The organism is Gloeocapsa sp. PCC 7428 (assembly GCF_000317555.1).
GTDB lineage: Bacteria > Cyanobacteriota > Cyanobacteriia > Cyanobacteriales > Chroococcidiopsidaceae > Chroogloeocystis.
This window is the reverse complement of record NC_019745.1, coordinates 1,411,502-1,437,202: the sequence shown is the minus strand read 5'-3', so window position 1 is coordinate 1,437,202 and position 25,701 is coordinate 1,411,502. Positions and strand designations below refer to the sequence as shown.

Below are 25,701 nucleotides of genomic sequence, written 5' to 3'. Positions count from 1 at the left end.
ATATCTTGCCCTTATTTTTTGCGAACCATTAAATTCCGCACCGCACAATATCGTGCAGGCGAATCAAACCGATACAGTGCTGTTGCGCATCAACAACAGGTAGCATTGAGATTTGTGATGGTCGATTTTCCATCAATTCCAGCGCATGAAACGCGAGTAATTCGGGGGAAACGACAACAGGATTTGCACTCATGATTGCGATCGCGGTTAATGATGCCAAATCCTGATGTTGGGATTTTTGCAGCAAGCGCCGCAAATCTCCATCTGTAATAATCCCTAGCAAATGACCTAACTCGTCAACTACATTGACAGCACCCAAGCCTCCTTTACTAATTGTGGTTAATACTTCAATCCAAGAAGCTTGTGGCGACACAGTGGGATTTTCTACCCCAGTGTGCATTAAGTCTCGCACTCGCAAGGTCAAGCGCTTTCCTAAACGCCCTGCTGGATGATTCAACGCAAAACCTTCGGGTGTTAATCCTTTAACTTGCATTAAAGTCATCGCTAGCGCATCGCCAATCGACAAAGCAACTGTTGTACTCGTCGTCGGCGCAAGATTGAAGGGACACGCTTCTTTGTCTACCGCAGCATCCATCACGACATCAGCATTACGAGCTAAAGTAGAGCGCAGATTGCCAACTAAAGCAATAATAGGCACTTGTCGAGCTTTTAGGTGCGGTAACATAACGACAAGTTCATCTGTTTCACCACTATTACTTAAAACCATGGCAACATCATCTGATGTGACGATTCCCAAATCACCATGTAGCGCATCAGCAGGATGCAAATAAACAGCTAGCGTTCCTGTACTTGTTAAAGTTGCAGCAATTTTACGTGCAACAATTCCTGACTTGCCAACGCCAGCCAGCACCACTTTCCCTCGACAATTTGCTAATATTTCAACCGCCTTTTCGACTTGTTCTGACTGGAGACGATTTGCGGCTTTAGTAATTGCTTCTGCTTCTAGCTTGAGCAGTTCTACAACTTGTAAAACATAAGCTTTATTGTCAATACATTGCATACTGTTGCTCCCTGCTCGTAAGTTAACTCTTGTTTTTAATCCCAAAGTTTTCTATCGATTAATCTACCTAGCTGTGCTGATAAAACTTTTAATTTTTCTCCAATACTTAATGTGATTAGCCTCTTGGTATTTTGAGTTATCAAACAAAGGTTTGTTAACTTCTCCAACAAGATTTACAAAATATCTTGGATAATCTGTTATTGAACGTACTGTGACTCCATGTACTGCATTAATTGAATTTAAAAACAGTACAAGTACATTACGCTCATACTTAATTGTTTTACAAAGTTCAATAGCATAATCTGGTAGGGCATTACTTCTAAATCCCTGAGGTTTACCATTTTTGAATTTATAAAGTTCTAAATCTCCTCCTGTAGAATCATCTTTTGTATCGCGCAGATAAAATAAGCCAGCGAATAACTTATCAGCAAAATCAATATGTGCCGCCCTTACTGAAGTTGGACTATTAGTTACAGGAGTGTTTACACATATAAGTGCATCCAACAATACATCTGAGGTTTCAAATGTGTCAATTTTTCTAACTCCAGAAGTTAGCGAGTCAAAGGAACCGTAGTCTTGCTCAAAATTAGGATAAAACTGGAAAATATGCTCTTTAAATAAAGCAATAAATTGCTGAAGAAATAGAGTCGATGTATGAAGTCGTATAAATTCTTTCCACGTTGAACTTATTTGTTCGTCATTAAAGGCATCTTCTGCTAAATAATGAAATCTTACGTTGCTATAAGTTGTTGATAGTAGATTATCCCTACTTTGTTTTAGGGTATCAATCGATGGATATTCTGCCATTAACTTGGCGCATAAATCTTCATCTAGAGCATCTTTAACAACAATGTGAGGAAAAGGTTCGGTAATAATGCCACTAGCTTGTACTTTGGATAACAGGCTTCTCATTTTCTGGCTCTACAAAAGTAAGGGTAAAATGCGAGAAAACGCAACTAGGAAAGCTAGAAATCTTCTATCGTGGTAGATATCAAGCATTTTGGAATAACCTCGTTGTCTGGTCTATTTTTGAACTTAAATGCAAAATAGTAATCGGTTCTATTCAACGCAAATTTGATTGACCTACTCATAAATAACTGATTGTATTTATGTCAATCGACCTAACGTGGTTTCAAAAATCTTCAATTTTACCTTCAGGCAACATCTACTTTTGCTAGAAGTTTCTCCAAGCCTTCCAACGTGCAAAAGTGTGAGGGTTAAGAACACTGTTAGGGTGCAATGTTCTTAACATAAAGTCTAGAAATTAGTTTTAACCAACAGCAAGAGGAAGACGAGAAGCAAATAAGGCATCTTGTTCGGCACGCAACTCGTCACAAAGACGGCCTGGAGGCAATTCAACATCATCATACGTCAAGACCGCGTCCTTAGGTAAATCGCGCTTCAAGCGACAGCCTTCCGCCAAGCCCATCGGTAACAGGCGCTGTGCTTGGACAACGTCTGCATTCTCACACTGACCATACGTCATATACTCACCAATGCCGTCAAGTGTTTCCCCTGCTTTGAGGTCAATCTTGGCGGTCGTCACCACCTCAACCACAGGACCGGCAAGTGGTGATAAGACGCGATCGCCAAACAACACCGCGCGCGCCACCGATAGCGGTACTTCAAAGTGACACAAGTGGTAAGGAGTATAGAAGCTATACAGCGGACCTTCACCTAATTTGTACAGATTGAGATAATGCCGTTGTTTCGGGTCGGAGTGCGTTGCCAACACAAACACCCCAGGACCTGGCTTCGCACCGACAACGTAATCGACAATCCCGCCGAGTTCTTGCAATTGGTCGATGTCGTACATGCAAGTCATCTCATCCACATGACCCGTGAAGTTGTAGCCCAACATTCCCCGCTGTGCAACCTTCATACCCGTGGCGTTAGCGACAATTGCTTGTTCAAACGAGATTTTCGTGCCATCGGCAAAGCTTGTGACCATCGTCGGGTTTTGTCCCCAGCGTTGCGCAAATCCGGCTTGCGTTGTCGGGTTGCGGTATGGGTCTTGCAATCCTTTAATGTTGCCGCACAATAGTGGTCGTAAACCAATGCTTTGTACGAACCGATACAAGTTCATCTCGACACCAGGTTGGTCGCCATCGCACGCACTCAAAATGACTCCGGCTTTGTCCGCATACACTTTGAGGATTGGTCCGATTGTGCCGTCGAGTTCGGCGTTCATCAAAATCACGTGTTTGTGGTGGGCGATCGCTTCCATGACGACGCGCGCGCCAAATTCGATTGCACCAGTCACTTCAATCAGCGCATCGATGCCGTCGGCTTGACATAGTAGCAGTGCATCATCGGTGACGGCGTAGCGGTTTGTGTGAATTGCGTCTTCGAGTTGATTGATGCTGCTGACAGTGTGGATGTTGTCAATTCCGGCTTCGCTGTAGGCGCGAATTGCTTTTTCGATGTTGCGGTTGGCAATTGCTACCAGTTCCATTCCTGGGACGGAGTTGATGATTTGGTTGGCAATCCCCCTACCCATGAAGCCTGCGCCGATCATCCCGACGCGAATTGGGTTTCCTGCTGCTGCGCGTTCTTGCAATGCGCGGTCTACTATAATCACTCTGAAACTCCTTCCAAAATTGTTAAGAAATATAAATTTGAGTAGCGCTCAACGATGGCGCGCCAGCTAAGGTTGCAATTGTCGTTGCTGAACCTGATCCAATGCCATCAGGATCAAATTGCAATACACCGATGTTGGTGTTGTATAAGAAGTTGGCACTACTACCTACTGGTGTGGGATTAGTACCGCTGGCAAACATGCCTGTATCTGCGGCTGTTGTACTAAGTTTGACCCCACGAACTAAACCATTAGCAAAACCCGCGCTAGCAAATGTCAAGCGATCATCTGAACTGAAATCGGTAATAATGTCCCCGCTGTCGCTTGGTTCTTTATAAAAGAAATTATCTGGACCGCCCCCACCAGTTAGCGTATCTCTACCACGACCACCTCTAAGTGTGTTGTAAGTAGCATCTCCTATTAAGCGATCGGCAAAACTAGAACCGATGATGTTTTCGATACCAGTCAATACATCACGCTTGACAAGTGTGTCATACCATGCATTTCCGATCTTGTTGTATCCGGCGACATTTGGGTGAATACCATCTGGTACTAAATCATTAAAGTTGAGGCTACCTCCAGCATTGACATAAGTAACTTTTTTACCTTCCGCTACTTTGTCATTGACTAAATCAGGAAGCAATGCATTTAACTCTTTTGCACGATTTGCACGCGTTGGACCTAGAAATGCAGGGTCAATAGGCGCAATCGAAGAAACCAAAATGTGCGTGTTGCTCGAATCTTGACTGATGCGATCAATCAGATTATTCAAATCACTCGTTATCTCGCTCAGCGAATTGCCACGCAGAACATCATTTGTGCCAATCATCAGCAAAACTATCTGCGGCTGATACGTTTTCATGATGTCCCGATCGACCAAGCCAGCGATCTGATCAATTGTCCATCCACCGTGTCCTTCGTGGTTTTTATCACCTAAAATGGGCGGTCCATTAAACTGCGAACCGACAAAATCAGCGTTTAAGTTGTCAGTACGCAGATTTTTCCATAACTGGGTGCGATAAGTTCCTGGAGTTGGCTCAACTCTGTGTCCGCCTTCGGTAATCGAGTCTCCTAAAGGCATGATTTTTGGCGTTTTTGTGCCAAACAGGGGTTTGAGTACAGTTCCTGTCTTTAAGTTAGCAATGATACCATTGGGGGCATCTGTATAGTCAGCCGCATCAATACCACTACCGCCGTTAAGCTGGTTATTACCTCCTCGACCATCAAGGGTATCGTTTCCAGCAAAACCATTGAGCGTATTATTACTGGAATTGCCGACTAATCGATCGTTTCCGCTTGTACCATTAACTACCGTCGATGTAACAGGAATAAACTCGATAAAGTCTATCCTGGCAGGTTCTCCCGCATCTTCTGTCGCTTTGAGTTGAAAGGTATCACCTTGACTAACTGCTAAGTTTGTCGCGATCGTACGCAGTGTTCTAGTTTGCCTATCAGCTAAACTACTACCTCGATTTTGGTTAGCACTCCAAGCGTCTACAATTGTGCCTTTTTGGCGCACTTCTAATTGGCTAGCACCATCATTTTCATCAAAGTAGCCTACAACAACTTTGTACAAACCGGAAACACCTGTAAAGTTAAACGAGGCAAAACCTGTTTCTGCTACACCGCCACCGACGAAACTAATCATTTCTTGACCCCAAGCAGCACTATTCGCTTCTATGCGAAAGCCTGTCAGATTCATATTTTCTGCTTCAATGCGCATCGGCTGCGGTACCTCATTAGTTGTTGTAGGCACAAATTCAACGTAATCTATCCTTGCAGGTTCTCCATTGTTCTCAGCGGCGTAAAGTTCTACAGTTTCTCCGGTGTTGATAGCGAGTTCAGTGGCGATCGCACGCTGTGTGCGTGTTTGAGTATTGACTATAGGGCTACCTAAATTCAGGTCAAAATCCCAAGCATCTATTACCAACCCTTCTTTACGCACCTCTAGACGGCTGACGCCATCAGCTTCATCAAAGTAGCCTACAACTACGTTGTATAAACCAGAGGAGGCATTAAATACAAAAGCTGCACTGCCAACTTCTGTAAGTTCATCTCCTATTAAACTAACCACTTGTCCCCCTGATGCTGCGGAATTCGCTTCTAAACGAAAGCCTGCCAGGGTCATAGCTTCAGCTTCAATCCTAAATCCCGACACTTCTGCAACCTTGTTTTATCTCGATCTTGTTGATTAGGCTGTCCAGTAAAAATCTTGGTCGATTTGATGTGTACGAATGAGGTATTCCAATTGCTTAAGGCGAGTGAAACCTCGGAACAAAAAGGTTTCTTCTGACATATCTGTGAGATTAAATAAGTCGTATAGCTGCCTTGCACCACGTGCGGCATCCCATTCGCATTTGAATCCTGGCAAGAGGGTGTTAATTTTCTCAAAGGAAACACGATAGCTGCGGTTGTCGGCACCATTGTCCCCAAAGCTGACTTGGCAATTGGGAAAGACATCTGCAATAATCTCTGCAATTTCTTTGACGCGGTAGTTATGTGCAGTATCTCCAACATTGAAAATTTGGTTATGCACAATGTCGCGCGGTGCTTCCAATGCACAAATAATTGCTTTACAGATATCAAGGACGTGAACTAAAGGACGCCAAGGAGTGCCATCACTCGTCATTTTGATTTCGTTGGTCGTCCATGCTAGCCCCGCGAGGTTGTTTAACACAATATCAAACCGCATTCTTGGAGAAGCACCAAACGCGGTAGCGTTACGCATGAATGTGGGCGAAAAACCATCATCTGCCAGTACTTGAACATCTCGCTCAACGAGCGTTTTGCACTCGGCGTAAGCAGTTTGCGGATTGATGGGCGATTCTTCGGTGACATCAACGCCAGTGGCGACACCGTACACGCTGCATGACGACATATACACAAAGCGTCGCACTCCTGCGGCTTTAGCCAAACTTGCCAATGTGACTGAACCTTTATGATTAATTTCATAAGTGATGTTAGGTGCGAGTTGTCCGGTGGGGTCGTTTGACAACTCTGCCATATGGACGACAGCATCTACACCTTGCAAGTCTTCGATTGTGATTTGGCGAATATCTTTGTTGAGCGTTTTTGCAGTGGCGTCAGTGCCATTGTATAACCAGCCAGCTTTATAAAAGCCTGTATCAATTGCTAAAACCTCATGCCCTCGTTGCATTAACATTGGGGCAAATAACGAACCAATATAGCCTTCAGTACCAGTTACTATGACTTTCATAAATGTCCAATTCTCTGAGTGTGTTTGACTTTGACTAAAAAAGTGCTAGTCAGAAGTTAGAATTTAGTAAAAAATGCTGCGATCGCGATTTAGATTTCGAGCAGGCGTAGCTTTATTTAGGGAAGAATTCATTCCAAGGTGGCGCGCGACTTTTCCTTTTTTTATCTCGTTGACTGCTTTTGTAACTGTTAACCCCAAACAAGAAGGTTTACGCTAGTGTCGTCTAACTCCTGTGGCAAAGCTTAAGTTGAACAAGTTAATTGTTTGCTAATGCCAGCAAGTTGTAACGTTTTTGCCAATGAATTGAGATTAATCACAATATCATCTGCATTAGGATTGTGATAACTAGGTAAATGCTGTTGCTCACCCAAAAAATAGTAGTATTCAAGCCCAACGTGATTGCTAAGATCCCAATACAATGGATGTACATAATTTGGCGAGAAAAATTCTACTAATTTAGTTCCTGGCTGGCAAAATACAGCATTTGTCAGTCCAGCACCATGCGGAGCAACGATTGCTTTAGCCGAGGAGAAGAGTTGTGCCTGTTCTAGCACTGACATCGACTCTAACGTTACAATTTTAAATCCAAACTTTTCAAGATAGTTAATGACATCGCCTTCATTAGCTACCCGACGCTTACGTGCATCGCCACGGCTTATGTAAATGTATTCTTCTGATGCTACCTTCGGTGATGTATGCTTCAGAAACTCACTTCTCAAAAATTCACACGACCAAGTTGATATTTGCGTGAATGAAGTTACCACAACTTGATTTGCTTTTACATGAAAGCTCTCGCCATCAATTTCTATTAACTTACTTTGAGGAACGCCTAAAATTCTTAGAGTTTCTTCTTGAAATTTTGTACAAACTTTATTAATAACAAATTTGTCAATATTGTCTATGCCAATACTACGATTAAGTAGATGAATTTTTGGTAATAAATTGAACATCCAATGATAATATACTTGCCCTCCTCGGACTGATAGAAGAGCAACTGTTTCATTAAGATGCGTCACTGGTTCTAACTTGAACTTCCGAAAAATTGGATGATTGGTTTCATCATTAATAAGCTTAGTTTGACTCGTCCTACCTTCATAAGAAATGTCTATTAAAACTCCATCATCAGGAGTAATAATGATTCCGTGCTGATGGTACCCCCAAATACGCCCATTCGGAATTGATGCAACAAATGCTGAACGAATAGCATTAGATGTTACTCGATTTTGCTGTTTTTGAAATTCAGCGTGAATTTTCTTGTCTGTCGTTCTAATTTCTGATGAACTTCTAAAATAGCTGGGATAGATTTCTTGATAACTACTTTTAGCTACTCTAGCTCTTGAGTTATATTGAATTATCCAATCATAAGTTGATTTATATGCTTTTTTAGGAGAACCAATAATCTCAGAACTAACTGGTAAAGCACTTAAAATTCTCGCAAATAGGTAACTAATAAGATCTATATAAGGTCTTAAGCTTTTTCCGTATTTTTTGAACAACTTATTTTTGCGCATTTAACTTTATCTCATCCCTTATTAGCTTCTTAAAATTGAGGCTTGGCAATTAGAATTAGAAGGTCTCTTCATTTAAAAGCTTATGTCTATTACACCAAAAGTAGCCAATGAAATATTTATCAACTGTATATGGTTACTTTTTAACCTTCCTCAATAGTCAATTAAAATGCTCATTTGAACTTGGTAATAGGCAATAAAAAAGATTTAAGATTACCTATTACCAACTAAATTGTCTTGCGCGGACAATTTTTGATTAACTTACCTTAGCTGGACTCTTAGTTTGGAGATGAGTTGGAGTTGGAATTGCTAGTGCGATCGCTTTACCAATTTCCAACGAAGACGTTGCTGCTGGAGAAGGTGCATTACAAACATGAAGTGTGCGATCGCCTGGGACAATTAAAAAGTCATCTACGAGTTTGCCACTGTTTTCGAGTGCCTGTGCCCTGACTCCCGCATGGGTAGGAATCACATCCTCTGCGGTTACTTCAGGAATCAACTGCTGCAAACTCCGAACAAATGCAGCTTTGGATAGCGAACGAATCATTTCTTTAATTCCCTCATCCGCGTGTTTAGCTGCTAGCCGCCAGAACCCAGGATACATCATCACCTCGGTGAAGTCCTGTAAGTTAAAATCAGTCTTACGATACCCCTCGCGCTTCAGACTTAGTACTGCATTAGGTCCCGCATGAACGCTACCATCAATCATGCGTGTGAAATGTACTCCTAAAAACGGAAAGTTCGGATTTGGGACAGGATAAATGAGATGCTTAACAAGATAACGTTTTTCGGGCTTGAGTTCGTAATACTCGCCGCGAAATGGCACGATTTTGGCTTGAGGATTAACCTGTCCTTTGCGGGCAATGCGATCGCTAAATAAACCTGCACAGTTAATCACATAGCGTGTTTCGATGGTACCTGAGTTAGTTATAAGCACCAAAGAATCACTATAGGTATGAATATCCTTGACTGTGGTATTTAAGCGTAGCTCTCCTCCTTGCGCCAAAATAATACTGACATATTGCTGCGCAACTTGCTTATAATCAACAATGCCCGTAGTAAAGACGCGAATTCCTGCTAAGCAGTGTACGTGCGGTTCAATTTCTCGAACTGCTGCTGCTGATAGCTTCTCAAGCCGTAAGCCATTCTCTAAACCTCGTTGATACAAATTCTCTAATCGTGGTAGTTCTTGCTCAGAAGTCGCTATAATCACTTTTCCACAAACTTCATGAGCAATACCGTGTTCTTGACAGAATTCCACCATTGCGCGGCTTCCGTCGCGGCAGAACTTTGCTTTAAAGCTTCCTGGCTTGTAGTAAATACCAGAATGAATGACACCACTATTATTTCCCGTTTGGTGGCTTGCCCAAGCGTTTTCTTTTTCTAAAACTACAATTCGAGCATCTGGATAGCGTTTGCCTACTGCCATAGCGGTAGATAAACCAACAATCCCCCCACCAATTATTGCAAAATCATACATTCGTATTTTTACTCCTGGCAGCAATATACTTACACGGGCGATCGCAAATCTTTGGAGATTCGCTGTAGCTAGTTTGAGTTACCACATCTTCCAAGGTGCAGTACCTTTTTTCCACAGGTCTTCGAGATAGTTTTTATCGCGCAGTGTATCCATTGGTTGCCAGAACCCGTCGTGTTTGTACGCGGATAGCTGTTCGAGATGCGCGAGTTTTTCGAGTGGTTGTTGTTCCCACACTGTAGTGTCATCGGCGATGTAGTCGATCACTTCCGGTTCGAGGACAAAGTAACCGCCGTTGATCCACGCGCCGTCACCACCTGGTTTTTCTTTGAATGATGTAATTTTTGTTTGTTCTTCGGCTAGACAAATCGCGCCAAATCTGCCTGGCGGTTGCACGGCGGTGAGTGTTGCTTGCGTTTTTTGTTGACGGTGAAATTCGATTAAGCGCGTGATGTTGACGTTGCTGACGCCGTCGCCGTAGGTGAAGCAGAATGTACTATTACCCACGTGTTCTTTGACGCGCTTGAGTCTACCGCCCGTCATCGTCGCTTCGCCCGTATCGACTAATGTCACGCGCCACGGTTCGGCATACCCGCAGTGGACGTTCATTTGATTGAATCGCATATCAAATGTCACGTCGGACATGTGCAGAAAGTAATTCGCGAAATATTCTTTAATGACATATCCTTTGTATCCGCAGCAAATGATGAAATCGTTTATCCCGTGCGCTGCATAGATTTTCATGATGTGCCACAGGATTGGCTTTCCCCCAATCTCCACCATTGGCTTTGGTTTGATTGTTGTCTCTTCACTGATCCTTGTCCCCAATCCCCCTGCTAGTATTACCGCTTTCATAGGTTTTCCTCACTAATTGACAGATAGTTTTTGTTGGCGCACTCGATATTTGCTAGAAATAGAGTTTTGAATTAAGTGAACTCTAGTTCCATAAATTGTGAGCTTTGATTGACTTTACTCAAAATAAAATCTTCTACAATTTATTGCGAAACATACTATAAGTAAAATTGCTGATTAAATCTATATTTGCTACAGAAATTGCAAGAACTTACTTAGTAGCTGTATAAAAAAGAATCATTTTTATGTTTTATCTTAGGTAATACCAAAATCTCCATTAATAAAATTACTTTATCTGTATTGAAAAACTTTGAGGTGTAGAAGAGTATACAAAAAACTTTTTCTTCTTACACTCGGAGGATTCAATCCAAGGGAGCTAGTAGAGTAAGTATTCATCTCTAACATAATCGGCGATTTTCTGCTATTTCATCTTACTGAATACATTTTGCTTGGTTACAAATAACTTCTGTGTATCTACTTAAGTAATTTCATGGATGTCGATAAATCGAGCGGATAACTCGATGAAAACTCGGACGCGCTAAATTCAGTGGAATTGCTCTAGAACTCTGAGTAATACAAGAATTAATTTTAATTTGTACTGCGTTTTTTAAAGCACAAATAAAGTATCGATTCTTCAATTATTTTCAATCTTTATTTTTGCCATAAACAGAAGCATTAACTGCTTTTGTTCTAGAAGCGCATGACTCAATGCATTCTCTACCGTTAAATACAATGAAGTCTAAAAACTTACAGAAAAAATCATTACGCTCAGTTTTAGGTTTGTTTTTAGGTACAGCTTGTTTTTTCCCTTTAGGAACAAACCTCGCCTCTGCGGCAATTGTTGAGGAAGTTACAGAAGATATTAGTTCAGCATGGCTACGTGAAGCTTCAACTTCTAAAGGAGGACCTACTTGCAACCTATTAGAAAATGTCACAAGTTTGATGGGGAATACAAGCCATCCAGTCCGTGCTGGAAGGCAAGCTTTTAGACATTGGGTAAATCGTTGCGGGGAACGTTCTGAGTTAGCAATGAGAAGAACTGCAATTGGTAGCACTTACTGGTACGGGTGGTCAATGTATATTCCTTCAAACTGGCAAGATCCGTCGGATGGATATGATATTCTTACTCAGTGGGCAACTTATCCAACTCCTCGCAATGGAAAGTTCGCGTGTGGTGCAAACGGTTCATACATAGTAAGAAATGGCGAAGATATTACATTTAAATTGCAATTCAAAGGAGAGAAAACTGACTCAGAATGTATCCGCTATCCTCTGGTAAAACTTGCAGATGCACGCGGAAGATGGGTTGATTTTGTCATGCACGCTAAATGGACAGGAAACACAGATGGATTTGCTAAACTCTGGGTAAAAGTGGGAAATGGGGCATACACTCAAAAAGTCGATTACAAAGGTCGTACTTTTTGGAACGATGAAGGTGATGGACCATACTTTAAAATGGGATTGTACAAAGGCGAACCCAACTTTAGTGGCGCAGCTCCTCGATATTTGTATACTGATGAATATCGCTTAGGCGACGCTAATGCTAAATTTGAAGATGTCGCTCCTGGAGGAGTTGCTAATCCACAGCCACAACCGGAAAATCCACAACTAAGAGTTTCAGAAAACTTTTCTACTTCTGTTAGAAACTTTGATGTTGAACTAGGAGGATCTTGGACAGTCAGCAATGGCAGGTATCTCCTATCAGATACAAATCCAGAACGCTCAACTCCCTATTCCAATCGTAATATATCTGTACATAAGACACCGATTGCGGGTAACTTTACATTAACTGCTGATGCAAGTGTCGTACCAACATCAAATAGATGGAATGATTTCTCAATTATTTTTAATTACCAAGACTTGAACAACTACTACTTTGCTAGTTTTAACGAAAGTAGTGATAATTTCACCAATGGTATTTTCAAAGTGGAAAACGGAGTTGCAAGTAAGATAGCCAACTTTAGCTCCTTAATTGCTGCTGGAACTACATATAATATCAAGGTAGAAAAAACAGGCAATACTATCAAGGTATATCGCAACAATAGCCTAGAAGCAACAGTTGAAGATACAACCTTCAGTGGGGGTAAGGTTGGTTTCGGTAGTCGTAATGATTCTGCAACTTTTGATAACTTGATAGTTCAGTGATTAAGAGTATGAGTTTGCGTCAATGCCTTCCAGTTTGATTGCACTAAGCAATGTTCTACGAGGAATCATGAATTAACTTGCTACAGATATCGGGGATGATTTATCACCAAATTTGGGGCTACCCTGCCTCTTGACTTTACCTGCACTTCATCTCCATGAACTTTGTTTAGTTGCAAATTTGTTCGCACTTAATATTCATGTAAAAGATCTTATTTTTAAGACTAACTTGGAGAACTTATGGTGATTTACCATATACTACAAAAGATTTGGTTAAACTTAAAAACTTTTCTTCAAAGATCTTTCCTCCAGGAAATAATGCCATTAATTGTCTTTTGGTAAGCAATCTAACTGAATTAGCCAACATAATTGCAGTTTCTCTATTAGGTGTTTTCTTTCTCCATCCTAAATCAAAATTCGCAATCAGCCAAACTTTAATTTTTAATGGTAAAAACTGAAAGCAAGGAAAGAGAAAATGAGGTTCTATAGGAAAATAATAATTAGGCGTTTGTAAAAAGTATGTTTTACCTATCCTTAGAATTTCCTTAGACATTTCTTCTTGGTCTTTATACTCTCCTACATGCTCAATCACAGAGTTTGAAAAGACAACATCAAACTCTTTGTTTTTAAATTGATTCATTCTTCTTGCATCTGCGATAATGCATTGAATGTCTTCAGAATCAGACAAATATTCTTGAATATTAGCAACTGTAATTTCAAACTTTGCTTTTGGAATTAGTCTTTTTAGCTCTAATAAGTTCTTTTCCCAAATAGTAGGTCTGCCCCCTACATCAATAATTCTTAATGCACTATTTGCTTGATGACAGTTTTCTAAAAGAAACGTTTTGAATAATAAGAATCTTTTTTGCCTTAGCTTGTTCGACCAAGATTTAGCATTTCGTTCATCAGCCAAACTCGTCAAAAAATTAGCTGGTTTAAACTTAGTTATAAACAGCATAAGAAAACCTCAAGTCTATATTTTTAAAGCGCACATCTCCGTCAAGAAATACAAATCCAACGAGATGTCGTAATTTTGTTTAATCCGCAATCTCTTAATAAATTACACTATGGACGACGCTCACCAGGTGCAACATCTGCATATTCCGCACTAGCATCACCCATGCGTATACTGTCAAAATAAAGAACTCTTACACTAGCTCTGGATTTCTCAGGATGATGCTTCCAATCAGTTTTATAGACACCAAATTTTTGATAAGGTCCAACTTCATCATTATAAGTATTTGGTCCTGTTTTTCTGACAACAAGCTTACCGTTCTTCCATACTTCAACTAAACCATCAGCTTCATATGACCACTTAACACGAAACACCCAGTCAGTCCATACACCGGTTTGATATGCTCCTAAAGTAATTGTTTCTTTACCAGCAGGAGTGTTATTTTTAGTGACTTGTTGATGATCCCAGCGTCGATGTACGTGCCATTTGCCATCTGCGGTTACTAACGCAAGCTGTGGACTGCGCCATTTCTCGCCCAGCTTAAAATCTGGTCTAGCATTCCATTGATTAACAATCTCAAAAGATGGATCTTTAATGTATCCAGGGGGAAGGTAAATACTAAAACCATACCAATACTCAGATTTTGTGGGAACAGCCCCTAATCTTAACTCTGCCCTTTTGCTATTAGTGGCAAGAGGATCGTCTTTATAAAGAGTAAAGCGTGCTGAGTGGCGACCTTCTCTTGCAATAGAGTCATCTAACTTAACTGAGTGATTACAGCAAATTTCTGTACCTGGCTCCGTAAATTTTTTACCTTCATGCTTCCAGGCAATATCTTTTCCCCAATTTTGTAGATCTCCTCCTGCAAAAGTCTCACTAAAAATTACATTTCTTGAAGTACTTGTATTACCAGTAATTGCCCGCACTCCCAAAAAGCTAACTCCGATAGAGGACAATAAAGCCACATAACTAAATTTCTTTAATGTTGAACTTAAAAACATTTTATTGTATCAAGTAAAAGTGTATTAACTATTGGTTCCCACTTTATTTACTCTGTTTGATTTCCTTTTTGAACCCAAGCATTGAAAAAACAAGGTCTTACACATCCTTCTGTTATAGAAATAATATGTAAGACCTTTATAAAAAATGTTGAATGTTGCTTATGTATTTTTACCTAGCTCCAATCGCAAAAAAGGTTGTAGGAAAGGCCAAAATGTAGCTTTTAGTAAGTCTTTCACAAGAAAAACTGAATTCCATACCACCCATTTTGTCATTTCTAAATAACACAGAACTTTTCCGCTCCAGCTTAATTGAGCACGTTTAATAGCAGCCAGATATTCAAGGAACCATTTCCATCTTGTTAAATACAGTTTTCCTTTTTTTGATGGATCGTACCATGCAATACGGTTTCTAAAAGAACGATGTGCTCGCACTGAATTATTAGGATGATCTCGTTTGTAAAATAGGTAGTCAGGAATTTCATAAAACTCTCCATAAAGAGTTAATTCTCCTAATAATATCAGGTCTGATGAAGGATAAGCACCTATACAAGCTGTCTGTCGTAAAATATTTGTTCTAATTAATCCAAAAAGTGGGTGGCATCCGTGTCCATAGCGAATCAGACCGTGATACTGTGCGAATCTTTCATATGGTTTTTGAGAACGAAGATGAAACCCATCCACGTACTTTTCAACTTCTTGTCCATGTTCATTTATAATAATTGTTTTTGGATAACACAAAATAACGGATGGATTAGCGTCTAATACATTAATAGACTGCTCTAACAAATTAGGAGCACATACAGCCTATTGCAGTTTTATGAGGCACAGTAGCAACAGTGAGTAAACCAGTTTTTCAAATGCACGGGATTAATTAAATCGAGTGCAGTGGCAATGAGAAGATCAACCCTGAATGCAGTAGTTGGGGAAAAGGAGCGCAAAAAAGCTTTTAATTGTGACCACCAAAGTTCAATTGGATTAAAGTCAGGAGAATAAGGTGACAGGTATTGAATAGTTGCGCCCACCGATTGAATTAAAGACTCAATTTGTTTGAGTTTATGTGCTGGAAGATTGTCCATAACAACCACAGCACCCTGCCACAGTTGAGGCAGTAAACACTTTTCAATAAACACTTGAAAGGCTTGACCATCCATTGAACCATTCAAGGTCATTACAGCTAAAACTCGTTTTGTGCTAATTGCGCCAATGACGGTGACTTTCGACCCGCGATAAAATGGTTGCTCATCATACACTCGAGTTCCACAAAAGCTTCGGGCATGAGTTCGTGTTAACCCCAGCAGTACACCCATTTCATCGATGAAAACTAAGTTTGCTGCCTCGATTTGTTGCACTTGCTGCCAATACTCCGTTCTCAATTGCTGTACTCGTTGTGTTTTTGCTTGAGTGCTGCGCAGTGTCTTTTTTTTCGTGTCAGTTTTTGTTTTTGTAATGCACGACACATCGTACTTGTACTCAGCCAATCATGATAATTTGTCCCCCAATACTCACAGTATTCCCTCAATGTTGCATCGGGATATTGTTTCACCATTGCCGCTAGCTGCGCCTTATAACCATCCAACTTTCCCTTGATTGCTCCTCCCTGTTTTTTCGGTTGGACATGACCTTGAGTTTTCTTCATGGCTATCAGTTTTTGCACAAAACTTTTGGCTACTCCAAATCGAGCCGCAACTTTTCTGATTGAGGTGTCACCTTGTGCGTATGCCTTAACTATTTTTTCTCGCAAGTCGAGCGAGTACGGTTTCATTAGACTTCATTTGTGTACTCCTCTTACTGTACCTCATAAACTTGCAATAGGCTGTATATCATCATGACAAGCCCATCTAAAATATTCTCCAGTAGCTAAATCAACGACTCGATTAAAATTCCAGCCAGCACCAAGATTTTGCTCATTACGATAATAACGAACCCGCTGATCCTGAGAAGCAATCGTTCTACAAATTTCTTCAGTTCTATCAGTTGAGCCATTATCGGAAATAATAAGCTCAAAATCTTCAAAGGTTTGGTTCAAGATGGAATTTATAGCATCTTTGAGGTAGGGTTCGCCATTATACACTGGCATACCAATACTTATTCTTGGTCGATTATTATTTATTACCATTTTTTGATTAGTAAAGATACAACAGTATTTTTATTGGAGCGGTTTCAATAATTCTAATTTGTACCGCACTGTAAGATGATCAGCAAGCGAAGGTGCATTAAACAATCTAGTTGCTATAGGAGACGGTCGCTCCCTGACGTATGTTATTAATTGATCGAGTTCTGTGCAGTATTGAATGCCAAATTTTTCTACTGCACGGGCAAAGAGTAGCTGATGATCGTCAACATGTTCTCCGTAACGCTTCAATCTAGGTATAAGAACAAAGGACGCGCCTAATTCTGCCAACATTCGAGTAGAACCTTGACCAGCATGAGAAATTACGAGTGAGGATTGCTTCACAGCAGAATGCATTTCCTCAATACTAAGTGAAGTAACACTAGTTAAGAGAGGGTGAGTTAATTTAGCTGTAGAAGTTGCACCATGCTGAAGTAAGACATGCTCGACAATGATTTCTTCTTCTAGTAGTATTTGTAGCCAGTTTATTGCTCGATCGAAAGGAAAAAATATTGTTCCAAGAGTGTAGACAATCATCGAGAAATCCTTATTAATAAAGTTGCAGGTTGACTCTATTTAACTTGTGTTAAGTTAAAAGGTTTATCAACATTAGTTGAGTCAACCTGCACTGAATAAAGAGAGCTTCATAACTCTCTTTAAAATTTAAAGACAAGCGCAGCTAAGCTGAAATGAGCGATGACAGCATTAGAATTCAAGCAACTACGCCTTTGTATTGAGCCTTAGGATAGCGTTCTACACACTCTGGCCATTGGACATAAAACTCGTCTACTAAGTTATAGACGATTTTTCCACTAAGACTCAAGTCAGTGGCACGAGTAATACTCTCAATAAAAATAGTTTTGATACCAAACAACTTACTAGCCAAAATAAAAGGAACTGCTAAACTCGCTCCGGTAGAAACTACTAAGTCAGGTTGGCTTTTGTGCAGGATAAATAATGCTTTTACAAAATTGATTAATGCTTTTTTCAACATTCTAGCTTCCTGCATTTCTACCCAATAAACTCTTTCCTTACTTGGTAAGTTTTGTGTATCATAGTTTGGATACGTAACCCATTCTCTTGAATAGCTAGACCAGAAGCTCTTTAACCCCATCATTGTAGAAAAATGCCCACCTGGATTACATACCAGAAGTAACTTCATTTGCTTCATTCCTAAGATAAAAGGTGAATAATTGCGATTTCAATAACCTAGTACCCTAATACTTAAGGAGTAATGACAGTTTCTTTGAAATCTAAAATAATGAAGTTATTATAAAAATAATCATGAACTGCTATTTTACTAAGAGAATAGGTATACAAAAATGTAAAAAAGAGATAAAGATTGATAGCTCTAATGAACTTTATGACAAGTGTTCTTTAAAGGATATTGATACAGCTTAAAAATAGGCGATCGCATTAAACTAACAACAAACTACGTAAGCGATTGATAAATAGTTTCTAATTTGATAGTTTGTTTACGCAGATCAAACGTTTCACAGACAAACTCCCGTCCTTGCAGCCCCATCTTCTTCCCTAAAGCGCGATCGCGAAGTAGAGTGTCTAGCTTTTCTGCTAAGGCTACCTCATCTCGTTCTGGTACCAAGAATCCTGTTTCTCCATCTTTAATTGCTTCAGGAATTCCACTATGCCAAGTTGAGACAACAGGAATACCACAAGCTGATGCTTCATTAAGTACAATAGGTAGACCTTCGCAGTCTCCATTATTTGCTGTTTGACTTGCTAGGGCGAAAATTTCTGCGCCTTGCATTAAGTTCAAAACAGTTTCGTGAGGTTGCGCTCCTAAAAATTTTACCTGTTGCTCAATACCAAGTTCTTTAACTAGAGCGATTAATTGTGCAGTTAGAGCACCTTGACCTACTTGCATAAGTGAAACGGTCGGATGCTTTTTAGCTATTCTAGCGAAAGCACGTAAAAGTGTATCAATACCTTTTTTTTGAGTATGTCTACCAACACAGAGAATATAACGTTCATTTCCTTTTTCTCCTGGAGAGAACTTGACTGTATCTACACCAATATAATGTTGAATAATTTTCTCTTGAGGATACTTTTGAGCTATAAGTTTATTTTGAATGAATCGAGAAACAGCAATAAAAGCTGCTGCTTTATTTTTTAATTCTGGTTCATGAAAAATTAATTGATAATACAAAAACTTACCTTTCCGCCATAAATCTTTACGCGAAATAGTAATATCATAACCATGAAAAGTCACTATAAAAGGAATTTGTAGTTTTTCAGCTAGCGACATTGCATAAACGCCATCAGGACCAAAATGAGCATGAATTAATTCAATTTTTTTAAGCGGTTCAATACAATTAAATAGTTTTGGTGAGCGAGTTAAAAGGAAGGCAGCTTGTTTAATTCCTAAAAAATCATGATGACTGAGCGCAATACTTTCAAAAGGTATTTCCTTTAGAAGGGTATTAGCAATGAAAGTAGGCTGGTATTGTTTTAGATGAGCAGTCTGCTCATTTATAAAGGCTTCAGAAGCTAGAGGAAAAACTCTGCGGTAGATGCCAACTTGTTTCATGATGATAGTTATTAATTTTAGGAAGAATTCAGAAAACCGAAAGTGATAAACATTTCTAGCAATCCGCTTGGATAGCTTAGCAATCAAAGTTGCAGATGAGTTCGCGCAGAACAACTGGTGAAACAAAGTAAATGAAATGGTTAAATGCAAACTATGAAGATAGATATATCTACAAGCCCTAGAGTTACAATCACTAAGTTTTCAGTCGAACTAACTTAAAATTTTTACCATTTTTAGATTGTTTTGCTCTTCCATTTGGTTTTATCAAACAGAGATAGCTTGGCAAGTAAGCGTGGAATTTAAACCAGTAATCTTCATCATCCGCTGTGCGTAATTAATCAGACTGCAATTAGCTGCAACCCAAGATTTACCTTGAGCAAGAATTTTTGATGTTTGGGAGTCGTTGGCAACACGGATAATTGCTTGGGCTGCACTGCTTGGATCGTACGGATCAACCGTCCATTGAGGAGCAAAGTTATGCAAAATTTCTCCAATTCCTCCAGTTCGACTACCCACTACTGGAACACCTGAGGCGATCGCTTCTACCACCGTACGACCAAAAGGTTCGCGAGGAGCTAGCGTCACAACGATATCTGCGTGTTTATAGTAGTCTTCAATCGTAAACGAGGGCGGTAAAATCGTGAAACGATCTGCAACCTTCAACCTTTCAGCTTGTTCCAATAAAGCCCGAATATTAGTTTGTTCCGGCGATGCATCTTGACCAATAATGATTCCATGATAATCGTGACCGCTAGCCTTAAGCTGAGCTAAAACCAGTGGCAGTGACCTCAAATTCTTATCATTTATATTGTCTTCTGTTTTACTAATGCGTGAAGGAGTCAGTATGATTCGCGCTCCCGAACTCAAGATCGGTCGTAAGTTTTGCGGAGGAGCCACAGGACGATCGTTGAACTGTTCAGGATCGACTGGTGGGTAAAGAACGTCGTTAATGCGAGGAATTAATCGCTGGATATGCTGAGCAGTGAATTTAGAGTTACAAATTGCACGCGGAGCGAGGCTAGTCAGCGTTAATTTTCTCACTAAGCTACCCAGTAGATGCGGTGAATGTGCAAGATCGCGAAAGACAATATAAATTGGACGTCTACTAAGACGGAGTGCAGGTGCAGCCAGTGCCATAGGTGGCAGTATTTGACGCGCAACACAGTTTTCTAATAGAACAGGCCAATCTTGGGGTTGCTGGTTGACCCAACGTAGTGCCTGTTTCATAAACTGACCGAGGTCTTTTTCTGGAATGATGTGCAAACAAGTTCCCAAACCTGCCTGACGCAAATACTGCTCCATTAAGGAATCGGCTCTCACCAAAACCCGCAATTGCTCAAGGGCACCGCACTGCTGAAATCCTTTTAACATTAAGGCAAGAGATACGGTTGCGCCGCCTAACGCATGATGAAACACTGGTACAACTAGGAGCTTACGCATGATGTACTCCTTGAAGACTTGGTTTAGGTTCGCGAAGCGCGGCGCACAGCACAATCATAAGTGCAGAGGTAGAATTTCCATACACTAACTCTAAGGTTATAGATACCAGCGAGTAAAACAGTAATATGCAAAAGCAAGCCAAGGGTCTTCCCGATCGCGTTTTATAAAGCCAGTAAAATAGCGCTCCCCAGAAGACCAGAAAAATCACAGTCCCTACGATACCGTTGAGATACAGCAGCGTACCCAAGATGAAACTATGGGAACCGACACGTGCAAAGGAGATATTCTGAACAGGTTTCCCTCTAGCAGCATGACCCCAAATTAATGCATCCTCATTACTTCGTAGTTCTTCTATAGTTTTAGAGTAGATTTCAGCGCGAACCTCAGTTGAATCTGAACGTACATCACCGATCGCCTCAGTAGACTGGGTGACTTGGTTTTCTAGCAGGCGAGTTGCTGGTGGAACGGATAATGCCGTGAAACTAACAACTGCAATCAGTGCAAAGGCGATCGCGGGTATGTAGCGTTTGCTGAAATTGCCGATTATGTAACGTGAGCCAATTACAACCGGAAAAGCCAGCCATGCAATCCGCGTTCCACTTAAAACAATGATAAAAACGCAAGCTAAAAGTAATAACCAAGACCAGAGACGGTTCTTGAGATCCAATGCCATAAAACCAATACAACCAACAATTAACGCCGTATATTCGGGATAAACAAAGAAGAAATTATAGCGGCGTAAGCTTTCTCCGGCGATTTGGTATGGCAATAAGTAATAGGGGTTATTAGTCTGTGTAAAACCAGTTTCCTCTGTTGTTTGACCTGTGATTAATGTGGCAAGTGTAGGTATGTTATTGGGAAAAAAGAGGGTTTCTGGTAAAACGAACTGGAGAAGAACCCAGAACCCAAGCATGAGGACTACAACAAATGTGAAAGCCCAAGCGATCGCTTTTAAACGTAGCCTGACATTATTGCTCCCAATGTACCAAAGCCAAATCGCAGGGCAAATTGTCATAACAAAAATGTTAGAGAATTTTTCTCTGCCTGGTACATCATAAGCGAACAAAATTTTTGCTATTTGATACATAGCAAAAAGCAACAAAGCAACTACGGCAATCGTTGGACGTTTGAGTCGAATTTCTTTGTATTTTTGCCATTCATAACCGATAACACCCAATAACAAAAAGGGCGACATGTGCCTATAAATACCGCTTATCCACCAAATTGGAATCAGAACGATATTGGCACAGGCTAGGCGTTCTCCTAAGGTCAAAGCTTGCCAACGAATCCAAATACCAGAGAACAGGTTGTCAGTATTAGTTGGTGCAAATTTAGATTTAAGTAGCTGAGTCATTAGTTTTTCAGTACCTACGCCTCAGTTTCCATTAACTCGCGTTGACGTCCGTAGCGATAGCCTGTCGCTTGTGACTCTACACAATTAACGACCAAGCCCATGATCTGAGCATTGTGCCGTACGAGTTGTTCAAAACTATCCATGACGGAGAAGCGATCGCTTTTACCAGCACGCACTACGAATAAAACGTTTTGGATAACAGAACTCATTAAGTTTGTCTCACTAGCCAAACCAACTGGAGGGCTATCAACCAAAACAAAATCATATCCACCAGAAGATTGAATTTGATTCAGATTCCGCTCAAAACTGCCACGCGCAAAGAATTCAGCAATTTTTTCTCGACGAACTGCTGGTGCCGGTATTAAATCAAGCCCTAGCGATACAGATACTGGAGATTGTTTGGCATTCATTGTGGTTTCCGTTTTAGAATGACCCAAACGCCGGCTAAGTTCGGCTTGTCTGAGGTCGCCATCGACCATGAGAACTCGAAAACCGCAATTGACTAAAGCTAAAGCTAAGCCCAAAGTCATGGTTGTCTTACCTTCTCCAGCAGTCGGACTTGTGATTAATATGCGTTGATGTTCGAGCATCAAAACAGCAGACGCCAAGCGCTGTAAGTCAATAGGTACCTCAGCTGACAAAGCTCTTTCCATATCTGGGCGTTTCAAACGTGAAATTCGACCTAGTACAGGAAATTCCACCTGGCGTAAATCTCTTGGACTCAGCATTGGATTACGCGATTCCAAGAATAAAATTAAGCTGACGCTACCAAAGAGCGCGGCGAGAATACCACCAAGCGCAATAACTCGACGGCTAGGTTCTTCTGGTTTAGGATCGATGGTCGGTGCATCAAGCGTTTGCACATTTGGATAGACGTTGAAGGGATTCGTTTTTGCTTGTTCAACTTGGGCAATAATACTTTTATAAACGCCTTCAGCGATCTCGTACCTCCGCTGCAAATCCAACAATTGTGCTCTATTCTTAGTAATATTGTTCAGTTCCGTGCTGACTCGATTAATTTCACTACTAATTTGATTGGCTTGTTGTTGTAAGCCTGATGCAGTATTTTGCGCCCTGATTAACTCAGCAATCATGTCGATACGACTATCTCTAGTCCCGCTGCCACTCAAAGTTGGATCGACTTGATTACTAGCAGCATTCGGAAGTGCTACTGCTAACTGCTGATTCATTGTCTGCATTAACTGTTGACGGCGTGCGAGTAATGATTGCACTTGTGGACTTTCGTCTGTGTATCTACTACGTGCTTCAGCTAATGCTGTTTCAACTTCAGAGAGTTGCTGTCGGGTAGCTTGATATTCTTTGTTTTCAGCTAGACGAAGTGAGTTCATCGCTTGTTGGGCGTTCATCCCTAAGCGTCCTGATGCTTCGATTGCTTGCGCTTGACTGCCTTGCGCTTGAGCTAAAATTGTTGTGTAGTTCGTTTTTAAATCTCGCAGTTGGGCAATGAGCGATCGCGTTTGTTCCACAGCTTCGCTAATTCCAGTAGCTTCTTGAAAGCTAGCTAATGCAGCTTGTGCCTGCTCTAATTGTTGCCGCGCTTTTTCGATATCTCCTCGCGAAAACTCTTCACGAACTGATGTGTCTTGATACCGTAGTTCATTTAAACGCAGTTGATATATGTTAATTAAATTATTCAACCGCTGCTGAGCAATCTCTGGACTGGAGGCTTTGACTTCTAAGGCAATAATTGTTGTCTGCTCCTGAGGACTTACCGTAAATAACGATTTGTAGTCGCTGAGTCTGAGATACGAAGATTTTTCGGGGTCGACAGACAGTACCCGTTGCATTACAGTATCACTTGTTAAAATCGATAGCTGAGTTTGCAAAGGATTTAATTCTCTAGAAAAGCCAAGACCGCTGTTTTGTAGTTGACCTAATGTACCAAGACTGGCATTGATACTATTTGTTGATTGCGGAAGATTTAACTCAGCATTTGCTTTCCAAACTGGAGGAACGCTTGTCTTGGAATAAATGACTGCATAAAGCGTAGCAGCAAGTACAACACCGTTTAAGAGCAACAAGGGCATCCAGTGTCTACGGATGATATTGACTATGTGGTTCATATTCTTTCTCAGCTATTGACCGAATAACTTGAAACGCAAGTAGCCACGCAGTCCTAAACGCAGAACTGCTCTACCTTCAGAAGGAAATAGAGTACAGATACCACGCCGCAACAACCGTTCTAGAGTATCCTTAGGACTCCGCCCAATCTCAAAACTCTCTTGTAATGAAAGCCAAAGAATCTCAACTGCCTCTACTAAAGGTACACCGCCTTGCTGTAGCGCGTTAAGACTACGGTAATCTGCATCCCTTTGTAAACTGAATCGCTCGACTAATCCTACGTTGGCAGATGCCTGATTAATATAGGCACATATATCCTCGTGCTGACGAATTAAATAAGGCAAATTGTCGCTATGAGCGCGTACGTTCTCGCCATGCATTCGATAGAACATTAAAGGTTCATCAATTGAACCAATCGCACCGTAAAAAGGGACGGTCACTGTCAAATATGTATCTGCACCCTCAGTAAAGTATTTATCTTCAACTCGAAAGCGTTTAGTAGGGATTGGCAAAACTTGCTGTAAAGCTGTGCGACGATAAGCAAGGCTAGAAGTAATTCCCATGCCGTATCTTCCTCTTTGCAGCAATAGACTACGTACGTCCCCGCGACTGAGAGTTGCGTGATTCTGACTAATTGGCAAACCGTCTTTATTTACAGCAGTCCAATAGTGAGAAATTTGTACCCATTCAGGATTCTCGCGAAAGCCAGTAACGATTTTCACAAGTTTTTCTTTATGAAAGTAGTCATCAGCATCGAGAAAACAAATTATATCTCCTTGCGAATGAGCAATTCCTGTATTGATAGCCTCTCCTTGTCCTGCATTCTTTTGAAAGATCGGTATCAGATTCTCTTTGTAAGCTTCAATAATTTCGCGAGAATTGTCTGTTGACCCATCATCAACAACGATCAATTCCCAGTTTTGGTAAGTCTGGTTTAAAACACTTTCAATGGCTTGAGCTAAGAACCGACCGTAGTTGTAATTATTAATAATGACACTGACTAGTGGTGTCTTTTCAATGCTAGAAGGTGTTGATTGCTGTTGAAGTACTTGAGTCATTGTCTTACGCGCAATTAGAAAAGGTCGAGGCAATGCAGTATTTTTTCTCAGGCTATCAGCGAATACAAATATCTCTTTCCGCACTGCTGCGGAAAAGGAGGTTGTACATCGATGTGTCAAAGTCATAAATAATGACAAATCTTGCCGCGCTAGTACCGCAATGCCATTAAGAGACTGCTTACTGATTATTAAAAGAATTGCGAGGATTAGATGAATTTGTATAAGTTGGCAACTTACGGATTAATTCTCGCAAAACATCGGTCTTGGTTCTTTCGGTTCGCTGGCAATAAGCTTCAAGTGCGCTCATTTCCATTTCTGAAACTTTGAACGTAATCCACTGCTTCTGTTTGTTTGACAC

22 protein-coding genes are annotated in these 25,701 nt (G+C 40.8%); 1 reads left to right on the top strand and 21 read right to left on the bottom strand.

Going from position 1 to position 25,701, the window contains the following annotated elements; genetic code table 11:
• Positions 1 to 28: 28 nt before the first annotated feature.
• The 8 genes from GLO7428_RS06400 to rfbF all read right to left on the bottom strand — a co-directional run bounded on the left by GLO7428_RS06400 (position 29) and on the right by rfbF (position 10,656).
• Positions 29 to 1,021: an SIS domain-containing protein gene (locus GLO7428_RS06400; RefSeq protein ID WP_015187750.1), complete on the bottom strand. Its 993-nt coding sequence runs from the start codon at positions 1,019 to 1,021 to the stop codon at positions 29 to 31.
• 63 nt (positions 1,022 to 1,084) lie between these two features.
• Positions 1,085 to 1,933, bottom strand: coding sequence for a 2OG-Fe(II) oxygenase (locus tag GLO7428_RS06395; RefSeq protein ID WP_015187749.1), 849 nt, complete (start codon positions 1,931 to 1,933; stop codon positions 1,085 to 1,087).
• A 358-nt stretch (positions 1,934 to 2,291) separates the two neighbouring features.
• Positions 2,292 to 3,602, bottom strand: coding sequence for an NAD(P)H-dependent oxidoreductase (locus GLO7428_RS06390; protein ID WP_015187748.1), 1,311 nt, complete (start codon positions 3,600 to 3,602; stop codon positions 2,292 to 2,294).
• 22 nt (positions 3,603 to 3,624) lie between these two features.
• Positions 3,625 to 5,727 carry a GDSL-type esterase/lipase family protein gene (locus tag GLO7428_RS25905; RefSeq protein WP_051038401.1) on the bottom strand — a complete coding sequence of 701 codons (2,103 nt, stop codon included), beginning with the start codon at positions 5,725 to 5,727 and terminating at the stop codon, positions 3,625 to 3,627.
• A 63-nt stretch (positions 5,728 to 5,790) separates the two neighbouring features.
• The gene (locus tag GLO7428_RS06380; RefSeq protein ID WP_015187746.1) at positions 5,791 to 6,816 is read right to left on the bottom strand and encodes an NAD(P)-dependent oxidoreductase; all 1,026 of its coding nucleotides are present in this window, start codon (positions 6,814 to 6,816) and stop codon (positions 5,791 to 5,793) included.
• A gap of 242 nt (positions 6,817 to 7,058) precedes the next feature.
• Positions 7,059 to 8,327 carry a DUF563 domain-containing protein gene (locus tag GLO7428_RS06375; protein WP_015187745.1) on the bottom strand — a complete coding sequence of 423 codons (1,269 nt, stop codon included), beginning with the start codon at positions 8,325 to 8,327 and terminating at the stop codon, positions 7,059 to 7,061.
• 253 nt (positions 8,328 to 8,580) lie between these two features.
• Positions 8,581 to 9,804 (bottom strand): L-2-hydroxyglutarate oxidase, encoded by a 1,224-nt coding sequence (gene lhgO, locus GLO7428_RS06370; RefSeq protein ID WP_015187744.1) that lies wholly within the window; start codon positions 9,802 to 9,804, stop codon positions 8,581 to 8,583.
• Positions 9,805 to 9,882: 78 nt separating this feature from the next.
• On the bottom strand, positions 9,883 to 10,656 hold the full coding sequence (gene rfbF / locus GLO7428_RS06365; protein ID WP_015187743.1) for a glucose-1-phosphate cytidylyltransferase: 774 nt from the start codon (positions 10,654 to 10,656) through the stop codon (positions 9,883 to 9,885).
• Positions 10,657 to 11,385: 729 nt separating this feature from the next.
• Here rfbF and GLO7428_RS06360 point away from each other — a divergent pair.
• Positions 11,386 to 12,798 carry a polysaccharide lyase gene (locus tag GLO7428_RS06360; RefSeq protein WP_041918532.1) on the top strand — a complete coding sequence of 471 codons (1,413 nt, stop codon included), beginning with the start codon at positions 11,386 to 11,388 and terminating at the stop codon, positions 12,796 to 12,798.
• Positions 12,799 to 13,033: 235 nt separating this feature from the next.
• Here GLO7428_RS06360 and GLO7428_RS06355 read toward each other — a convergent pair whose 3' ends face one another.
• The 13 genes from GLO7428_RS06355 to GLO7428_RS06295 form a co-directional block, all read right to left on the bottom strand.
• A complete protein-coding gene (locus GLO7428_RS06355) occupies positions 13,034 to 13,753 on the bottom strand; it encodes a methyltransferase domain-containing protein (protein ID WP_015187741.1) in 720 nt (239 codons plus the stop codon).
• A 107-nt stretch (positions 13,754 to 13,860) separates the two neighbouring features.
• On the bottom strand, positions 13,861 to 14,751 hold the full coding sequence (locus tag GLO7428_RS06350; RefSeq protein ID WP_015187740.1) for a polysaccharide lyase: 891 nt from the start codon (positions 14,749 to 14,751) through the stop codon (positions 13,861 to 13,863).
• Between the two features lie 159 nt (positions 14,752 to 14,910).
• Complete coding sequence (locus GLO7428_RS06345) at positions 14,911 to 15,537, bottom strand: hypothetical protein (protein ID WP_051038400.1); 627 nt, start codon at positions 15,535 to 15,537, stop codon at positions 14,911 to 14,913.
• Between the two features lie 29 nt (positions 15,538 to 15,566).
• The gene (locus GLO7428_RS27675; RefSeq protein WP_015191260.1) at positions 15,567 to 16,124 is read right to left on the bottom strand and encodes an IS630 family transposase; all 558 of its coding nucleotides are present in this window, start codon (positions 16,122 to 16,124) and stop codon (positions 15,567 to 15,569) included.
• Positions 16,121 to 16,513 carry an IS630 transposase-related protein gene (locus GLO7428_RS28335; protein ID WP_015191261.1) on the bottom strand — a complete coding sequence of 131 codons (393 nt, stop codon included), beginning with the start codon at positions 16,511 to 16,513 and terminating at the stop codon, positions 16,121 to 16,123. The genes GLO7428_RS27675 and GLO7428_RS28335 overlap by 4 nt, the downstream gene beginning before the upstream one ends.
• A gap of 33 nt (positions 16,514 to 16,546) precedes the next feature.
• A complete protein-coding gene (locus tag GLO7428_RS06330; protein ID WP_081588053.1) occupies positions 16,547 to 16,867 on the bottom strand; it encodes a glycosyltransferase family 2 protein in 321 nt (106 codons plus the stop codon).
• 30 nt (positions 16,868 to 16,897) lie between these two features.
• Complete coding sequence (locus tag GLO7428_RS06325) at positions 16,898 to 17,398, bottom strand: glycosyltransferase (RefSeq protein ID WP_015187739.1); 501 nt, start codon at positions 17,396 to 17,398, stop codon at positions 16,898 to 16,900.
• A gap of 175 nt (positions 17,399 to 17,573) precedes the next feature.
• Complete coding sequence (gene pssD, locus GLO7428_RS06320; protein WP_015187738.1) at positions 17,574 to 18,023, bottom strand: PssD/Cps14F family polysaccharide biosynthesis glycosyltransferase; 450 nt, start codon at positions 18,021 to 18,023, stop codon at positions 17,574 to 17,576.
• A 270-nt stretch (positions 18,024 to 18,293) separates the two neighbouring features.
• Positions 18,294 to 19,409: a glycosyltransferase gene (locus tag GLO7428_RS06315; RefSeq protein WP_015187737.1), complete on the bottom strand. Its 1,116-nt coding sequence runs from the start codon at positions 19,407 to 19,409 to the stop codon at positions 18,294 to 18,296.
• A 264-nt stretch (positions 19,410 to 19,673) separates the two neighbouring features.
• Positions 19,674 to 20,849: a glycosyltransferase family 4 protein gene (locus GLO7428_RS06310; RefSeq protein WP_015187736.1), complete on the bottom strand. Its 1,176-nt coding sequence runs from the start codon at positions 20,847 to 20,849 to the stop codon at positions 19,674 to 19,676.
• Positions 20,842 to 22,203 (bottom strand): O-antigen ligase, encoded by a 1,362-nt coding sequence (locus GLO7428_RS06305; protein ID WP_015187735.1) that lies wholly within the window; start codon positions 22,201 to 22,203, stop codon positions 20,842 to 20,844. Before GLO7428_RS06305 ends, GLO7428_RS06310 begins: the two co-directional genes overlap by 8 nt.
• Before the next feature lie 14 nt (positions 22,204 to 22,217).
• Entirely contained in the window at positions 22,218 to 24,287 is a 2,070-nt protein-coding gene (locus GLO7428_RS06300; protein ID WP_015187734.1) for a tyrosine-protein kinase domain-containing protein, read from the bottom strand.
• 12 nt (positions 24,288 to 24,299) lie between these two features.
• Positions 24,300 to 25,343: a glycosyltransferase gene (locus GLO7428_RS06295; RefSeq protein WP_015187733.1), complete on the bottom strand. Its 1,044-nt coding sequence runs from the start codon at positions 25,341 to 25,343 to the stop codon at positions 24,300 to 24,302.
• Between the last annotated feature and the right edge of the window lie 358 nt (positions 25,344 to 25,701).